The sequence below is a fragment of the Citrobacter sp. Igbk 16 genome (genome assembly GCF_028069755.1).
Lineage (GTDB): Bacteria > Pseudomonadota > Gammaproteobacteria > Enterobacterales > Enterobacteriaceae > Citrobacter.
The window spans coordinates 1-17755 of sequence record NZ_JANEWJ010000050.1; the positions used below are offsets into that span (position 1 = coordinate 1).

At 50.5% G+C, this 17755-nt stretch carries 13 protein-coding genes; 12 read left to right on the forward strand and 1 reads right to left on the reverse strand.

The window, feature by feature from the left end:
- Positions 1-235: 235 nt before the first annotated feature.
- From NNO03_RS21695 to NNO03_RS21750, 12 genes are all read left to right on the forward strand, one after another.
- Positions 236-973 carry a hypothetical protein gene (locus NNO03_RS21695; protein WP_271450518.1) on the forward strand — a complete coding sequence of 246 codons (738 nt, stop codon included), beginning with the start codon at positions 236-238 and terminating at the stop codon, positions 971-973.
- A gap of 88 nt (positions 974-1061) precedes the next feature.
- Positions 1062-1544, forward strand: coding sequence for a hypothetical protein (locus NNO03_RS21700; protein WP_271450519.1), 483 nt, complete (start codon positions 1062-1064; stop codon positions 1542-1544).
- A 127-nt stretch (positions 1545-1671) separates the two neighbouring features.
- The gene (locus NNO03_RS21705; protein WP_271450520.1) at positions 1672-2814 is read left to right on the forward strand and encodes a tellurite resistance domain protein; all 1143 of its coding nucleotides are present in this window, start codon (positions 1672-1674) and stop codon (positions 2812-2814) included.
- Between the two features lie 50 nt (positions 2815-2864).
- Positions 2865-4334 (forward strand): SrfA family protein, encoded by a 1470-nt coding sequence (locus NNO03_RS21710; RefSeq protein ID WP_271450521.1) that lies wholly within the window; start codon positions 2865-2867, stop codon positions 4332-4334.
- 17 nt (positions 4335-4351) lie between these two features.
- Positions 4352-7420, forward strand: a complete 3069-nt coding sequence (locus NNO03_RS21715) for a virulence factor SrfB (protein WP_005123218.1) — start codon at positions 4352-4354, stop codon at positions 7418-7420.
- Positions 7420-10134, forward strand: a complete 2715-nt coding sequence (locus NNO03_RS21720; protein ID WP_271450522.1) for a virulence factor SrfC family protein — start codon at positions 7420-7422, stop codon at positions 10132-10134. The genes NNO03_RS21715 and NNO03_RS21720 overlap by 1 nt, the downstream gene beginning before the upstream one ends.
- Positions 10128-11129, forward strand: a complete 1002-nt coding sequence (locus tag NNO03_RS21725; RefSeq protein ID WP_271450523.1) for a hypothetical protein — start codon at positions 10128-10130, stop codon at positions 11127-11129. Before NNO03_RS21720 ends, NNO03_RS21725 begins: the two co-directional genes overlap by 7 nt.
- Positions 11126-13087 (forward strand): vWA domain-containing protein, encoded by a 1962-nt coding sequence (locus tag NNO03_RS21730; protein WP_271450524.1) that lies wholly within the window; start codon positions 11126-11128, stop codon positions 13085-13087. Before NNO03_RS21725 ends, NNO03_RS21730 begins: the two co-directional genes overlap by 4 nt.
- Entirely contained in the window at positions 13087-13812 is a 726-nt protein-coding gene (locus NNO03_RS21735; protein ID WP_131380056.1) for an ABC transporter ATP-binding protein, read from the forward strand. Before NNO03_RS21730 ends, NNO03_RS21735 begins: the two co-directional genes overlap by 1 nt.
- Positions 13802-15016 carry an ABC transporter permease gene (locus tag NNO03_RS21740; RefSeq protein ID WP_271450525.1) on the forward strand — a complete coding sequence of 405 codons (1215 nt, stop codon included), beginning with the start codon at positions 13802-13804 and terminating at the stop codon, positions 15014-15016. The genes NNO03_RS21735 and NNO03_RS21740 overlap by 11 nt, the downstream gene beginning before the upstream one ends.
- A gap of 48 nt (positions 15017-15064) precedes the next feature.
- Positions 15065-16633, forward strand: coding sequence for an SUMF1/EgtB/PvdO family nonheme iron enzyme (locus NNO03_RS21745; protein WP_271450526.1), 1569 nt, complete (start codon positions 15065-15067; stop codon positions 16631-16633).
- Positions 16634-16679: 46 nt separating this feature from the next.
- Positions 16680-17180, forward strand: coding sequence for a hypothetical protein (locus NNO03_RS21750; protein WP_271450527.1), 501 nt, complete (start codon positions 16680-16682; stop codon positions 17178-17180).
- Positions 17181-17242: 62 nt separating this feature from the next.
- On the opposite strand, the gene NNO03_RS21755 is transcribed toward NNO03_RS21750, so the two are convergent.
- Positions 17243-17755 (reverse strand): IrmA family protein (locus tag NNO03_RS21755; RefSeq protein WP_271450528.1); only part of this gene is annotated, 513 nt, incomplete at its 5' end.

Here is a 17755-nt window from a genome sequence, read left to right on the forward strand (position 1 = left end):
CATTAAAACAATAATAAAACAAAGTTAGTAATTGTTATTCCATCACCAATAGTAACGCAATGAAATTAATACGTCACTTAGTATTGTGGATTTATTGTATTGCCGGGGTAAAAGTTATCACGTTATAAAAAATACAGAATTTCATTTTGCCCTATATGAAATCGCTACTTATGCGAAATTTAATCATCACACAGCTTTTTATCGTTGCTAATTTATGATTTAAGGAAAAACAAAAGTGAACTCTTTTAACCGAACTACTGCTTGTCTGCTAATTTCCGCAACATTACTGCTGAGCGGTTGCGCCAATACTGGAAGCACACTGCTGTCAGGAGCAAAACCGGATCCACGCCTGACAACCACCGAGCAAGCCCAATTTTTTAGCGCTTCTGGCGCGCAAGGTTGCGGCATTGGTGCGGTATCAGGCGCTGCGCTTGGCGCTGTAGTTGGTGCTCTGGCTGGCGACACCAAGAAAGCAATTGCAGGTGCTGCCATTGGTGGTGCTGCTGGGTGCGCAGCGGGTATGACGGCTAACTACTATCTTGATGGCCTGAAAAAAGATTATGCCTCCACAGCCGATCGCCTGCAGGCAATGGATACGGATATCAGTAAAGATACCGCTGCAGTAGAAAAATCTACCCTTGCTATGAAACAGGTTATCAGTGAAAACCAGGCAACCTTAACCAAAATCAGCATCCAAAAAGATAAGGCTGGCTTTGATAAAGCAGGTGCTAAAACGCAATTAGCACAAATTGATGCCAACATCAGCAAGATGAAAGAGACCGTGAAAGGCATGAAAGACAAAGAGTCTGCCTATAAGGTCGCTTTGCAAGGTCAAACTACTGCCACATCTGCAGAGAAAACCAAGCTTGCTAATTTGAACAAAGAGTACAGCAGCCTGAATAGCAAGATTAGTGACCTGGAAAAAGAAACTAACGAGTTTTACGAACAACGCCAGGCTATTTCTCTGGGCTAACAACTTTAGGCCGATAGGATTATCGGCCTTTTTTAGACCGCTTTGACATGTAAAACATCGTTATTTGACTCAATTTATGGATTATTTGATGAGAAAATATCTGCTTCTCGCCACTATTGTGCTTACCGGCTGTACCACATCGCCACAGGACTGTGATTTACACGCACAAGATCCGAGTTTTATTACCAAACTAAGCTGCGCCACATCCGGCGGTTATCGTCAGCAAGTTGATCAAAAAGAGCAGCAGGTTCGACTCAGCCAGTATGAAAATGAGTCGGCGAAGCAACAGCAGGCTTATACCCAAAACCGACAGCAGAACGTCAATCAGAAGCTGGCCGATGAACAAGCAAGGTTAAATACCGTGCGTTCAGACCTGTCACAGACCCTTGCACAGCTGAAGTCCAGCAAAATAAAAAGCAGTGAACGCCAGAAGGAAATTCAACAATTGCAGGACTTGCAACGGCAGTCTCAGCATGCCAGTGGCGCAAGTGAAATTGCTGCAATTGAAAAGAAAGTCGCAGAAGCCAAGCAGAAAATCAAAGTTCTGGAAGAAGCAAATACCCTTCGCTAAGGATGCACTAAAAGTGGCGCTGGTCACCTGGCCACTTTTTCTGCTGGTGAAGAAAACGGCTCTGGCTTGCTGATATGCAGCTGCATGCATACCACGCATACAACTCACAACAATAATGATTTCGGTTATGCAACGATTAACAACTGCTGCGCCTATTGATGAAGCGACTCTGACAATCTACGAGGAGACGGTTGCGATCATACACCGTCATCTTCCACCGTCTCTGGCACTACTCTACGCCACTGCTCGTCGTGGTTCACAAGGACATCTGGAATGGTGGACTGAACGCCAGGGGCTGGCAAAGCCCTTTTCTGCGCTAAGCGATGCGGAACAATCCGCCGTCCAGAGTAAACGCCTGCAGTACCAGGATATTATGGCCGGTTTGATTGAGCAGCTACTCGCACGCGGCGAAGAACATTCAGCGCATGCCTTACAAAGACTGCTAACGCATTCGCGCGATCTTAACTGCTATAGCGTAGGTGGCGAACCTGTGCTAATCAACTGGGCCATTGTCAGTGAAGCCCCCCTACCTCCCGTGATCGTTATCCCGTGGTGGCGACGCTTCCTGCCATGGCTATTGTTGCTGTTATTGTTGCTGCTGATCGCTTGCGCCTGGTGGTGGCATAAAAATGCCTTAACCCCGCCCCCTCCTCCGGTACATCACGATGTGCCTGCTGCTGCGCCTGCTGTCGCCCCCGCCAGCACGAACTTAACCCAGGCAAACCCCAGCATAAATCTGGAGAAACGCAAAGATTTTGGGCGGATTAAAATCAACCTGACCTGGCAACAGGGAAGCCATAAAGAGCCTATCGACCTCGATATCGCCGCTTTTATTCGTTTTAAAAACGGCAAGATCAGTGGTGCCGAAGCGTTGAGTAAGTTCCTGGGTAACTATGACAAACCGCCATATCTGTTGCTGCAACAAGATCTTCGTGAGGGTAACGATCAAGATGGTGAATGGCTCTTCATTAATGGCAGCCACTGGCAGGATATAGATGAGGTTCTGATTTATAGCTTCATTTACGGCGGTGCCGACAACTGGCAAGGGACCAATGCCACCATCACGATTTATGTGCCCGATCAACCCCCCATTATATCCACGCTGACTGACAGCAATCAGCGCAATAACGTTGCGGCGATAGCCAGACTCAAAAACGTCGATGGCAATATCAACGTTGAACGTCTGGACCGTTTCTTCCCTGACCGGAAGTCGCTGGATAAGCACTATGGCTGGGGTTTTGAATGGACGCCTGGTGCGAGTAAAAAATAGCCTGCATCACTGTGGCTTTTGTTAAATCACAGCCTTACAAGGTTTAGACAATGCGAAATTCGATTCAGGGACCACTGCTGCGTACCGGGCATAATTCCTCATTTAAGGCTCTGGGTGAAACGGGCTATCCCGTTTTTAAGATGGCGTTTCAGTTACGTGAAGCAATCTACCGTCTTGATGCAGGGCGCGATTTGGCTCGTCATTTAGCTATCCCACAAAACGATCAGGGTGGTGACAGAACCGATTGGTACAGCAGCTTCCCTGGCGATGTCATCCCCTGGAGCGGTGCGAGTGAAGCGGAGCGGGAATCAGCGCGCCAGCAATTTACTGCGTTTCAAATGTCAGTGCAGGCGTTAAGTGAACAGTTACTCAATGCTGAGCAAAACGGGACCGGGGGCGATCGCCGCGTCTTCGCGCAGTTGCTGAAGTCAGTCACACATTTCCCGGATTACGAATTTGTGTATCTCGTAAATGGGATCCTGGTGATTACCTTTTGGGGATTTGTCCATCCGGAAGGCGAACAACGTAATCCTATGCATTGGCTGAGTCCGGCATCACTACCAGCAACCCCTCTCGCGGCCTCAACCCCTCTGGCTCCTGTAGACGCCGCCGTAACCCCGGCTGTTACACCTGTTGTAGATACCGTTGTGCGCAGACGCTGGAGCTGGCGTTGGTTACTCTGGTTGCTACTTGCGTTGCTGCTGCTGGCATTATTATTAGGTCTACTACGCGGATGTGTGCCATCACTCTCCATTCCGGGGCTCCCTGCCATCGCCACGGATAAAACGGCGATCGATACGACTCCTGCCATCGAACGTCCAGCCGCAGGCGTTTCCGATGTAACACCGCAGGTTTCCCGCACAGGTTCAGAAACCGTCGTGGGTTCGGCTGTCGTCCCTGGCCTATCTGAGGGTACTCCAGTCAATGCGCAGCAAGCACTCGAACCAACGTCGCCAGCCGTTCCGGCAGCGACAACAACCGCACAGGTCGGTGACGACACAATTCCGCCAGCCGTTCCTGCAAGTGATGCCAACGCCGATGCGTCGACTACTCCGGCACCTCCTGCTGTGCCTGGCGCCGCAGACGCTCAAACGCCACCCGCAGTTCAACCCGTCACCACGCCGCCAGTCATCCCGGCACAGGGCACTCCGTTGACGCTTCCTCCGGCCCTTCCCGATGGCCCAGCGCAGTTTCTTAACGGCGAATGGCGCGTGAATGGTGGTATTCAGGACAAGCTCACCGGGCGACCGTTGCAACTGCAATATAACTTTGCCCAGGGCAATGGCACCGTCAGCATACGTCAGTCCAGCGGTGTTACCTGTCGTGGCCCTGCCAGCGGCAATGTGCAGCAAGGGGCGCTGAGTATCACCAATCCTGAGCAGATGAAATGTAGCGACGGTTCAAACTTTATTGTGCCGACAATCGAGTGCAAATCACCCGCTGCTGGCCACGCCGATTGTATTGGCAGCAATGATGGGGAAAAAACATTCCCTATTCGCATGCTTCAACCTAATTCCTGAACAGGGACGAGATAACTATGTTGCCTGAGATTGTATCTTTCGATCGTCAAATTACCCTCGTGGGTGACTCTGGGATCCAGTTTATGGATTTCGGATTGTCCCTTGGCCGCCTGCCTGCTGGCGAGTTTGTCAAATTAGCAAACGGTGTACTCACCCGTTTAATTTACAACGAGCAGCGCGATTACTATTTCTATCAGCCGACCCCCGATAACATCGAGAAAGCCAAAAGCCAGTACGATATCCCTGTTGAACAGAGCCTGAAGTTGTTCGACGGCATCTGGTTACCGCTTCCTTTGTTTCGCTTTAGCCCACCGAATGTGTACCAGGAGGGACCGCTAAACTGGGCTCGTTTTCGTTTAGTCAAACTACCAGAACCCGATTTAGATGGTCATAGCCATCGCATGACGCTGGCGATCGACACCCGTATTATGGCTAAACAGCAGGCTGCCGCTGACCTCAGCCCGAACCAGGAAGATGTGAATGCCGGGGCAACCTTCGCCGTCGCAACTGCAACCTATGCCCTAAATTGGTACCTGACGCAGGACTGGATAACCGACTGGCTCAAAGAAGTATTCAAAGAAGCGAGCAAAGGCCGGGATATCGACGAGCGTGAACAGGAACTTGCACAGCAATACCCGCTGGCACATTACCTGAACCTTCTGTCATTGATGGCGATTCCAGTCGAAGGTCTGCAAACCCAGACTGAACCCGTCATTGAACTGCCGCAGTTCAGGGTGATCGCCAATCGGGAAACCAATGCGATCAAACCCATTGCCGTCGACCTGATACTCGACGTGGGCAACTCGCGCACCTGTGGCATTCTTATTGAAGATCACGGGCAATCAGGTTCAGGCATGAGGCATAACTATGTGCTGAAACTACGTGATCTCAGTGCCCCCGAACATATCTATACCGATCCTTTTGAAAGCCGGGTCGAATTTTCGCAAGCCTTCTTCGGCAAAGATCACTGCTCTGTACGCAGCGGTCGCCACGACGCGTTCCAGTGGCCGACTATCGCACGTATTGGTGGTGAAGCCAGCCGTCTGGCGGCTCGTCGTAAAGGCAGCGAAGGTTCAACAGGCCTATCCAGCCCTAAACGCTATCTGTGGGATGAGAAGTTTTATGGTCAGGGTTGGCGTTTTAATGGCAGCTATGTGCAGGACAGCAATCCATTGGCAACGGCAGCACCGTTTGCCAACCTGATCGATGAAAGAGGCGAAGCCCTGCACACCATTGAAGATGAGATGGATCGCATCCCCGTCTTTACGCCACGCTACTCACGCAGTTCGCTGATGACCTTTATGCTGGCAGAAGTTCTGACCCAGGCCATTAGTCAGATTAACAGCCCGGAGCAGCGTATTCGTCAGGGACACGCTGGGATCCCGCGTCAGCTACGCCATATTATTCTGACGGTTCCGCCTGGTATGCCCATGGCTGAACGCTGTGTGCTGGATGAACGCATGCGTCAGGCTGTCGGCCTGGTGTGGAAATCGTTACGCTGGCACAACGGCGAGAACGATCCGTATGAGGACGTACAAGAAGAGCATACGGAAGCAAACATCAAGATCCCATTACCTGAAATCAGGGTGGAGTGGGACGAAGCCTCCTGTGCACAGTTGGTTTACCTGTACACCGAGATTAATCAGAACTTTGCCGGTCATCCGGAAGAGTTTTTCGACGCAATTGGCCGACCAGACCGTACCGATCGTGAAAGTATCACTATCGCGTCAATTGATATTGGCGGCGGGACCACCGATCTGGTGATCACCGATTACCGCCTCGATCATAATGGGCACACTGGTGGTGGTACTAACGTACATATCATCCCGCACCAGCGCTTTCGCGACAGTTTTAAGATCGCAGGTGATGACATTTTGCTGGATGTTATTCAGTCATACGTTCTCCCCGCTTTTGAGCAAGCCCTGCGTGAAGCCGGTGTGATGTCCACTGAAACATTGATGTCCCAGTTGTGCGGATCGCAGAATATTAGCGCCGCCGAAGCCGTGCTTCGCCAACAACTGAGCCTGCAACTGTTCGTCCCGCTCGCATTACATATCCTGGGAACATACGAACATTACGATCCGCTTGATGAACAAACGCATACCCTGATTAACCAACGTGTCGGCGATTTGCTACCGGTGGGTTGTATTCGTGATGAAGTCGAAGGATTCGTACGCCGGGAAGTTCAGAAAGCGGGAGGTCCGACCGACTTTAAGCTCGCGGATATCATGCTTAATCTGCCACTCGCCAAACTCCATGGCGATCTCTGTGCAGGTAAGTTCAGCATCGATAAAGTCCTGACTGCACTCTGTGAAGTGCTGTCTTATTATCATTGCGATCTGCTGCTACTCACCGGCCGGCCGTCTCAGTTACCTGGGATTCAGGCGATTATTCGTCGCAACCTTCCGTTACCGCCAGGGCGTATTCTGCCGTTACATGGTTATCAGACGGGTACCTGGTACCCGTTCCATAAAAACGGTCATATCGACGATCCGAAAAGTACAGCTTCAGTGGGTGCCATGCTCACGCAGTTGTGTGCAAACCATAGCATTCCTAACTTCCATTTCCGCACCTCAGAGCTGAAACCGTATTCAACGATTCGCCATATCGGCACCATTGATATGGATAACCTGATTCGCGATGCCGACATCGTTTATCAACATATCGAGTCTGAAAACGGGCAGATCAAGCTTCCGGCCATCACCGATGAAAATGGCGAGAAAACCACACAAAGCATCGTTATGCGTGGCGACCTGCGCTTAGGCTATCGCCAGTTGGATGCAGAACGCTGGACTGCAGCACCGCTGTATACCCTCCGTTTTAGCGAAGAAGGACGTAAAAAATTCTCTTCGGCTCAGTCCACGGATAATGGCTCCCCGTATCTCAAAGTCAGACTGACGATCGATAAGGGTAAACGAGCTCGTCAGCTTGGGCTGATTAGCGATCGCCTGACGATCGCCGATGTCAGCAGCAACACCGATAAGTCATTTAGCAAACGTGATTTGGATCTGGAACTCAATACGATGCCCGACAGAGGGCTCATTGATAGCCGTCACTGGCTCGATAGCGGGAGTGTTAAAAAATAATGAATAGCGAACAAAAATCTCTCACTCAGGGTTGGGCTGCTATCGCTCAGGGATGCCTGGACGCACTCGGATGGGTCGACAACGTACGCCCCGGTTCACGTCGTTTAGACAACGAAGCAGACAAACTCAACTTGAGTTTGCTGCGTACGAGGAATCTGGCCAATAGCCTGACTCAGGTTGCCAAAACACCGATGACCGTCGGTTTTTTCGGTATTTCTCAGGCAGGGAAATCGTACCTCATTTCAGCGCTCGCTGCTGGTAGCAATGGGTCGCTGGAAGCACTCTACGGCGAAAGGCGTGTTGACTTTATCAAAGAGGTAAACCCTGTCGGCGGAGGTAAAGAAGCGACGGGGCTGGTCACTCGCTTTACCCGTCAGGCACCTGCCGCGCCGGCTGGATACCCCGTGCCGTTGCGCCTGTTCAGTGAAATCGATTTGGCTAAGATTCTGGCCAACGCCTGGTTTAACGACTTCAACCATGAGCAATTGAGCTATCAGCTTGACCAAAGCCGGGTTGAAGAGCACCTGCGCCCATTCCTGCAGCGTGCTGTGCAGGTTCAGGAATATAACGGCGTCAGCCAGGAAGATGTCGTCGCCTTGTGGGATTACCTTAACGCCTCCTTTAAAAAGTCAGTTGAGAAGCTTGAACACGCCTGGTGGCCGCAGGTGTTGAAAATTGCCCCGACGTTGAGCCCAAATGATCGTGCAGAGCTCTTTTCCCTGTTGTGGGGAGAACAGCCAGCTCTCACCGAAACCTACCGTTCACTAGCCAATGTACTGGCGAAACTGAACCATACCCGTATGGTATTTGCCCCGCTGGAAACGCTGACTGACCATAGCAGCGGCAGCATCATGAACGTAGATAGCCTGAACAGGTTGGGCTCCAACCAGGATCGCAACGTTGAGATCCGTTATTGGAAAGAAGAACAACAAATTGGTAGCGCCAACTTAACGCAGGCGGAACTGGCGGCGTTAACCACAGAGCTGATTTTCCCTCTGGCAGAAGTTGAAACCAACAGCGTTGTGGAACAGGTTGATCTGCTCGACTTCCCTGGCTATCGCGGTCGTCTCAAGATCACCGCACTTGAACAGGCTGGCCGGGATGGACTTAACGCGATTTCGCAGCTCCTGCTTCGCGGAAAAGTTGCTTACCTGTTCGAACGCTATACCGATAACCAGGAAATGAATGCGCTTGTCGTATGCGCCAGCTCAGCCAAACAGAGCGACGTTGCTGATGTGGGCCCGGTATTAAACCGCTGGGTAGAGAAAACCCAGGGTAAGAGTGCCGAAGAGCGCGGGGGCCGCAACCCGGGTTTGTTCTGGGCAATCACCATGTGTGATATGCGTATCGTCAACAGCCTGCAACATACCGAAAGCCAGTTAAAAGAAGGCTGGGAAGGTATGATGCACATGACTTTACTGGAGCGTTTCTCGAACTATGAATGGCTTTCACAATGGGCACCCAACCAGCCTTTCAACAACTGTTTCCTGGTACGCAAACCCGGGCTTGATAACCCTTTCCTGAGGCTTGAAGGTGATGCCGGGCAGGAGAGACTCCAGGAAGTGGGTATCAGCGATCGTTACCGCGATGTACTCGATACCATGGGCAGCACCTTCGTCTGCGGAAAACATGTGAATGAGCACGTCGCAGAACCGAAAGCAGCCTGGCAGGCAATGCTCGAACTCAACGACGGAGGAATGTCGCGCCTGACGAAAGCACTGCGCGGCGTCGCCCATCTCGACTTCAAACTAAAACGTTTACAGCAACAACTGCTGCAATGTCGCATGGAAACCGGCGATCAACGTCTTGGCCGGTGGTACGAAAAAGACGGTGATGGGCAGATTGTGAAAAAACAAGCAATTGCCAAAGAGTTATGGCAGGGCTTGTCTGCATGTTCCCACAGTATGGGGGAACTTATCGAACGCCTGGTTCTGCCGACTCAGGAGCTCAACAACATTTATTTGAGTATTCGCGACCTCGAGCAGGCGCCGCAAACTGAAGGCGAAAGCCCGACCATCAATGCTTTCGCAACCAGTCCGTTTGGTGGTAATCCGTTCGCTGATAACCCCTTTGCCAGCGATCCCTTTGCGACTACACCTGTTGAAATCGCCGTTGTTGATGCGCCAGCAACTGCTGCAGCGGAACGCGTAGGCCAGGATGACGATTTCGCGCATCAGGCCTTTAAAGCCTGGGTAGCCCATCTACGGGAGTTGCCGCAGCAACCGTTGCAGTGGCGTCAACTGGGCATGAGCAGTGAGCTGATTAATCAACTCAGCGAAGAGCTAATCACCGCCGCCACACGTTTGGATTTGGAAGGGACATTGAAACATGCCCTGGCGGGTCAAGAGCAGGCTGAAACCACTCGCGTACACATGCGAGCACGTCAGGTTTTACGCGCTCAACTGACCATACGTGATTTTATTGCCTGGTTTGGTTATCTCACCCTGCCAGCAGACAAGGTACCCAACAGCTATGTTGGCGAGAAAAACAAAGTGTTTCTGCGTCAGAAGCAGCTCGCTAACGATGAGTTGCCACAACTCGCCGCCGTTGCACCACAGCCCGGCGTTTCCTATCTGGGTGACTGGCTTTCTGCTTTGATGAGCGTTGTCCTGGACAATGCGGGTCATAGCGCCACACGGGATATTTCCTTCGAACAGAATCGTCAACTTGGTCAGATTATCAGCCAATTGAAACAAGAGAACATGCCATGCTAGCTAAAATCATTGCCTGCCAGCCGGCAGAGCCAGGTACTGCACAATTGATGGTCCGCCTGCGTGGTGAAACCGCAATATTGACTAATCTGACCTTTACTCTGTGCAATAACGAGCAGAACTACCTGCAACCCGATGGCAGTTGGAGCCCGGCGCAACACTGGTTTACCATGAACGGTGGTTATGCGTTAAATAATGGTAGCGGTTTTCGTATTGGCCCAACATTGCTTGACCCATTGCTGGCGACGGCAAGCCAGGTACAAATTCAGATCAAGCTGGATTCTGGAGAAACACGCAATACCACGTTACAGCTGGTGCGCGACGAACTGCTCTCTTCTGAAGCAAGAGGTGAAACAGGTAACTATAGCGGCAGCAGCATGCTGGCTACTCCAGAAGTTCCTTCTGAGCCCGTCATTGCGACAGAAACCGTTGTTACCCCTGAACCTGTAGAGCCGGTAATTCATACTGAAGCGAGAACTCCGGCGAAATCGGGGTCCTCCCGCCTTCCTGTTATAGGCGCGGCAATACTGGCATTAGTCGTGATAGCTGGTGCACTGTGGTGGTTTTTAGGCCGGGATAAATCACCGGAAGTCCCTCCCGTTGAACAAACACAGCAAGAAACACCGGCCGCCGCACCAGAGCCTGTCGCTCATAGCACCTGTTCTGCACAGGGTTTGAACAGCCAGAACGAGCTTGATTTCGTCCAGAGCTGCGTTCAGGAAAAACTCGACAGTGACAAACTGCTGACCATTATCCAGGCCGCAAAAGAGGCTAAGAAATGTGGTGTTGCACAGCGTCTGTATGCTAACCGTGCCCAGGATGGCGATACCAAAATCGCGCTCGTGTACGCAGGTGAATACGACCCGAAATACCACCAGCCAAGTGAATGTTTCAAAGCACCGGATAAAGATACTGCAGCATATTGGTACGAAACAGTTCTGCAAACGGAGCCTGACAACCAAACAGCCAAACAGCGTCTTGAGGAGCTAGGAAAATGACCTGGAATCCGATGAATCGTCTGGCTCTGCCATTATGTGGTCTGTTGCTCAGCGGGCATGTATTTGCCGCTGATGGCGACAAACCTCTGCTCCAGGAAGGTAAGAAAACGTTATATCAACGTGTTCTCACTACCCCCGGCTGCAAACTTGGGACTGCCGCAGGTGATGATAAAGGTCAGCTACAGCCGGCCTTCAGTAGCCTGTATGTTTATCAAAAAGAAGATGCAAACGGCCAGAGCTGGCTTAAGGTCGGGCCGGATAGCTTTGGTAAAACTATTGGCTGGTTACCAAAGTCATGTACCGTCGACTGGAAAATGCAGCTCACATTGGCATTTACCAACCCGGCAAACCGTGACCGTTTGCTGTTCTTTAAAGAGAGAAAAAGCCTTGATGATATTCTCTCTGCCCCCGATCCCGTATCGCTGGTTGCCCCACTTCGCGCCAAGTTAAAACGGGATGGCCACGCCGAAGGTATTCAGGCTGAAGAACCTGAATATTTTGTCGATCTGCAAAAGCAGTTTTATCTGTTGCCAATCCTGAGCGGCGAAGAGGTCATGACCGAAGATGGCTTCTATACTCGCCTGCTTAACGTAGCCTCCGTCAGTAAAGCTGAAACGGCTAAAAAACAAGAAGATAACGTAAATCAATTGAAAGGGTTTAACGCCTCGGTGGTCTTCGTTATTGACTCAACCATTTCAATGGGGCCTTACATTGAACGCACCAAAGAAGCGGTTAATAAGATCTATGGCAAGATCAAACAAGAGCATCTGGATGGGCAGGTTAAGTTTGGGTTGATCTCATTTCGCTCAAATACCAAAGCCGTTCCGGGCCTTGAGTACCGCACAAAGATTTACGCAGATCCTAACCATGTGAAAGATGGTGCAGATTTCCTGAAGAAGGTCGCTGATTTAAAAGAAGCGAAAGTCTCCAGTTCTCTGTATGACGAGGATGCGTATTCCGGCGTGCTATCAGCTATTGATGACATTGACTGGAGCCCGTTTGGCGCTCGTTACATGGTCCTGATTACCGATGCAGGTGCTATTGACGGTAGCAACAAGCTGTCAGGTACCGGTCTTGATGCCAGCCAGCTTCGCCTTGAGGCGGGTAACCGCGGTATTGCTATCTATACGCTGCACCTAAAAACATCAGGCGGCAAAGATAATCATGCCAAAGCCGAAAGCCAGTACCGCGATCTCTCCAATTTTGACAGCACCCAGTCCAACCTTTACCAGGCCGTAAATGCTGGTGATATCAAGATGTTTGGCCAGCAGGTAGATGCGCTAGCCTCCGCCATTACTGAGCAGGTTAAATCGGCTTACATGGGTGATGCTGCGATTGGTAGTGCGCTTTACGCGAAAGACGATGGACAGAAACTGACACCGGAACAAAAGCTGCTTCAGGATACGGCATTAATTGGACATGCCATGCAGTTGGCCTATCTGGGTAAGCGTAACAGCACACAAGCCCCGTTAGTCTTTCAGGCATGGATTAGCGACCGCGACCTGATTAAGCAAAACATTCCTACCACCGACGTTCGTGTTCTCTTGACCAAAGGTCAGCTAAGCGACTTAAGCGATGCTGTCAGCCAGATCCTTAAAGCAGCAAATGAGGGGATGATCTCACCGACCAAAATGTTTGAGCAGCTGCGTACTGTTGCGGCAACCATGGGTGCTGATCCTAACCAGCTGAAACAACAGGACAATGCCCGCATTGGCGATCTGGGGGTGCTGGGAGAATATCTGGCCGATCTTCCCTATAAGAGCGATGTCCTGAACCTCGACGAAGAGACCTGGAAAAGCTGGGATGGATTGTCACAGGAGAAATTTATCCGCACGCTGTCATCCAAACTGCGTCATTACCAAAAATATAACGCCGATGTTGATCGCTGGGTTGAGCTGGCAAAAGGAAGCGATCCGCGCGATCGCGTTTATCCCATCCCGCTGGAAATGATGCCCTGATGCTGCGCATAGAAGAGTTGTGCGTTGTTCGTGGTCAGGGCAGTCATGCTCACCGGGTTTACCTGCCGCAGCTCACGCTGCGGTCAGGCCAGGTGGTCGCGGTCACAGGTGAAAGTGGATGTGGTAAAAGCACGCTACTGGAAGCCATCGGCTTATTACTGCAGCCCAGTAAAATCGGGTGCTTTGAGCTGGACGAAGGTGCACAGCAATTTGATATCGCAACGCTGATAAAGGATGAACAACATAATGAACTGGCAGGTATTCGCGCCCGCCAGCTTGGCTTTGTGTTGCAAAATGGGGGGTTGCTTCCCTATCTGAGCGTCAAAGATAACATCCTTCTGCCGTGCCAGTTGCTGGGATTACGCCCCGACAACGCGCTGCTGGACAGAGTGATCGATGCTCTCAAACTTGCGCCATTATTGGCTAAATATCCCACGCAGTTGTCGTTTGGTGAACGACAGAGAACCGCTTTCGCACGTGCGATATTGCACCGCCCAAAACTGGTACTGGCGGATGAACCAACAGCCGCACTTGATCCCTACAACGCAAAGAAATTATTTAGCCTGTTTATTGAGTTGGTCCGCCAGGAAGGCATGATGGCGCTGATTGTTTGCCACGACTGGCCACTGGTACAACATTTCAATTTACCCTGTTTAACTGCCCAGCCTGAACCGTTAGTGGCATCGTCGAAGCACGAACAGGGAGGAACCTATTTTGTCCTTTAACCGAGCCAGACTGCTGGGCCGCCTGGCTATGCAAGACCTGTGGCACGATCGCATCATTTCTTTTTGCATCGTCTCTTCTCTCGTCGCTGTTATCGCACCTTTATTACTTCTTTTCGGTTTGCGTTTTGGGATTGTGAACCAGCTGCAAGAAGATCTGGCCAGTGACCCTCGCAACCTGGAAATCCGTATGCTGAGTAGCGGCAGCTACAACCAAAACTGGATCGAAAAGTTACGGCAGCGACCCGATGTGGGTTTCGCCATCGGGCAAACGCGTTCGCTAAATACGCTTGCTGACCTGCAAACAGACAGCACACATTTCATTGAGAACGCTGAAGTTATTCCAACAGACTCAGGGGACCCTTTACTCAAGTCCCTTGAACTCCATCAGGAAAACGAGGTTGTCATTACCCAGGAAGCCGCACGTAAATTAGCGGTCAGCGTCGGTGATTCGCTCTCTTTGCGAGTAAGCAGAATGCTTGATGAACGCCGGGAGTGGGGACGAAAAAGCGTTACCGTCGTGGGGATTTTGCCTGCGACCTATTTTAATCGTGCCGCGATCTTTACCCAGCCTTCGTTATTGCTGGCGCTTGAACATTTCCGCGATGGCTTTGCGGTAACCGGGTTGGGGATGGCCAGCGGTGCGCAGCTTGACGGTAAACCACCGCTCTACGCACGCGCCAGATTATACGCCCGCGATATTGATCAGGTTGCCAGCCTTGAGCGCGATCTCCGGGAACAGCGCATCGAAACCACCAGCCGTCTGGCTGATATAGAAAATGTGAAAAGCATCAATCGGGTTTTGGGCATTATTTTTAATACCATTGCCGCCACTGCACTGGTTGGCTGTATTGCCTCACTTATTGGCTCATTTATCGCGAATGTTGACCGCAAACGTAAACATATTGCTGTCCTCCGCCTGCTCGGTTTTACCCGTCCCGCAGTGGGTGCCTATGTGATTTTTCAAGGCTGTCTGCTTAGTCTGGTGGCTTATATCGGCGGCTTTGCGATCTACCTTTTAGCCAGTCAGGTCTTTAACCAGGCGTTAGCGGGCAGTCAGGCAACAGGTCAGATGATTTGTAAGATCACCCCGTTGCACGGCCTCGTCGCTCTGATACTCACCATTGTCGTGGCGACACTGGTCGCCGGCATTGGTGCCTGGCGCGCCATTAATATTGAACCTGCGCAGAGCCTGCGCGAGGCATAACCCATATTCCTACTTGCCCAAGGCATTTATCATTTGCGGAGAACGTTCATGACCCTTACCCCTTCCACATTATCACGCTGGCTGGCGCTGGCTCTGCTGGTGAAGATGTCGCCCGTGCTGGCCGAACCGTGGGCAGAGAAAATCTATAACCCCAAGCCGGATAGCGACGATATTATTTTGCCCATGCCCTGTGAAGGTGCCATGGTATTCCGTCAGGTAGAGATCCCTGTCTCGGGCCCTCTGGATGATATGCCGATCACCTTAGGAGAAGATGGCGGAGAATGGGGGTTTGTTGAACACAGTTATCCAACCTTTATCGCCGGTAGCTTTACCGAAAGCAAAAAAAGCAAAGGTCGTTACTATTTGATGGCCAAATATGAACTGACAGCATTGCAATACCAGGCATTAACCAGCGGTACCTGCCCCACGCCATCACGTAAGTTAAGCATCGCAGAAACCAATATCAGTTGGTTCGATGCGGTAAATTTTGCCGATAAATATAACCAGTGGTTACGCACGAATGCTCTCGACAAATTACCGAAAGAGGATGGCAACCCTGGATTTTTACGCCTGCCCACTGAAGTAGAATGGGAATTTGCAGCACGCGGCGGCCTCAAGGTAAACAGTGCGGAATTCCGTGATTCCCACTACCCGATGGATGACATGAAAAATTACGAGTGGTATTCCGGTTCGCAGTCCTCTAACGGCAAAGTACAGCTTATTGGGCTGTTGAACCCTAACCCCCTCGGCCTACACGATATGCTGGGCAACGTCTCTGAGATGATGTTCACCCCGTTCTATCTCAATAAAATCAACAGACTTCACGGCCAGGCTGGTGGTTTTGTGGTTCGCGGAGGCAGCGTCATCTCGAATGAATCAGAGATCCGTAGCGCGACCCGTAAAGAAATTAACTACTACGATGAAGCCCATCCTTTCACCAGCAAAACCACCGGATTGCGTCTGGTTCTGGTCTCTCCAACCATTACATCAACAGACCGAGTGAAACAGCTGGAGAAAAATTGGGCTACTCTCGGTGCAGATAAACCGGGCATAGATAAGAGCAAAGACGCCCCCACAGACACCGCAAAAGCGCTGGGAAGCCTGGCATCAGGCGTTGAAGACACAGAGCTGAAAAAGAAACTGAAGGATCTGGAAAATCAGCTCCGCGCCAGTAATCAGCAACAGCAGGAAGAACGGGCACAATCGATCCGCGCCAGCCTTAACCTCGGCTCCTTCCTTTGCACAAAATTGCAGGATGATGGCCGCTTTCTTGACTTCCTCAATCACAACTATGAATTGCTGTGTAAGGATAAAGATGACAGTGATAAAAATTGCGCGATCCGAAAAACAAAACTGGGTGAGCAAACAGATCGCCTGCAACAACTGACGAGTTACTACGCCAGTAGTCTGGTTGATTCAGCCACGCTTTATGGTCAGGAAGGTCTGAAACATGAAGTGACGGTTTTCGATCAAATGCTCACCCTGAACAAACGTCTTGCAGGTCTTAAGCCATTTCTCGCCGCGCACTGGCAGAATCAGCAAAAATATCTGGCAAACGGGAAAATTGATGCCACCGGGTGGCTGGATACTTGTAAGCAAATTAAAAGCGGAAATTAATCTCACACAACGATTAAACACACATGTTTATTAAGGAGTGAAGAACGTGAAGTTTAGCTTAAAAATTGCGGCAATAGTCTTAGGCTGTATTGCCGCCACCCAGACATCTTTTGCCGAGACCTATAGTTCAGAGGATCAGGAACAATTAACTCTTGAGTGTCTGCTAACCAATAATAAATTTGCCAGCGCTTTTATTGCCCAGGATGCTGCCGGATATGCTCTGGGAACAGCATCTTCTCCTATTGCGGAGCTGAATCTTGTCACTAATCAGCCGGGAGTCACAGCGTATTACAGCGCAGAAACGATCGCCGGAGGATCTTTATACTGGATTCGCATCGTAAAAGGGGTCTATGAATATATTGTTTACGACAAAGAGCAACACGGTGATATGTCTGGCGTCGTCGTCACAAAAAATGGAAAAAAAGTATTCCATAAAGATTGTAAAGAACCAATCAAGGTAGGTACACAAAGCGACAGTAGTATCTTTAGCCGGGTGGCACAGGAAGATGCTGAAGGCGATCGTATTATCGACTTAATCAATAAGTAATATACGTGCGCCAGATCAGACAGGGGATATCGCAAGATATCCCCTGTAGAAATACAGACGAGTTACTTACCGTGTCCTACGCTAATTTTCAGCGGTTGATAATATTGAGGGTCAAAAACTGATAATGGAAGTGCATGCCATGAGCCATCCTGCGAGGCTTCATCAACTTTAGTAATGATAATACTGACCGTATTTTCAACTGAATCACAGCTAAATTCTGTTGCTGCATTAATTGAGCGAGTCGCATCACTATCACCAAATGCCTGAACGTGAAGCGCCCCCGTTTCCAGGGTCGCACCTGATTTATCGGTGAGCTGAAGGGTAATAGTAAGGTCATTAAACGCGCCATTCCCCCCGTTATCCAGAGCAAATACCAACGAACAAACCCCCTGAACCCAGCCGCTGTCAGTATTGCGAATATTGATATAGCGACTCTCACTTTCTGCGCTCATAACTGGATTGATCGTTCCACAAAACCCACCTACCAAAAATAAACCGGCCAATGCATGTTTCATTTTTATATTTCTCTGTTGTGATTTTCCAAAGACATACAAATAGTGTATCTTATCTAGATA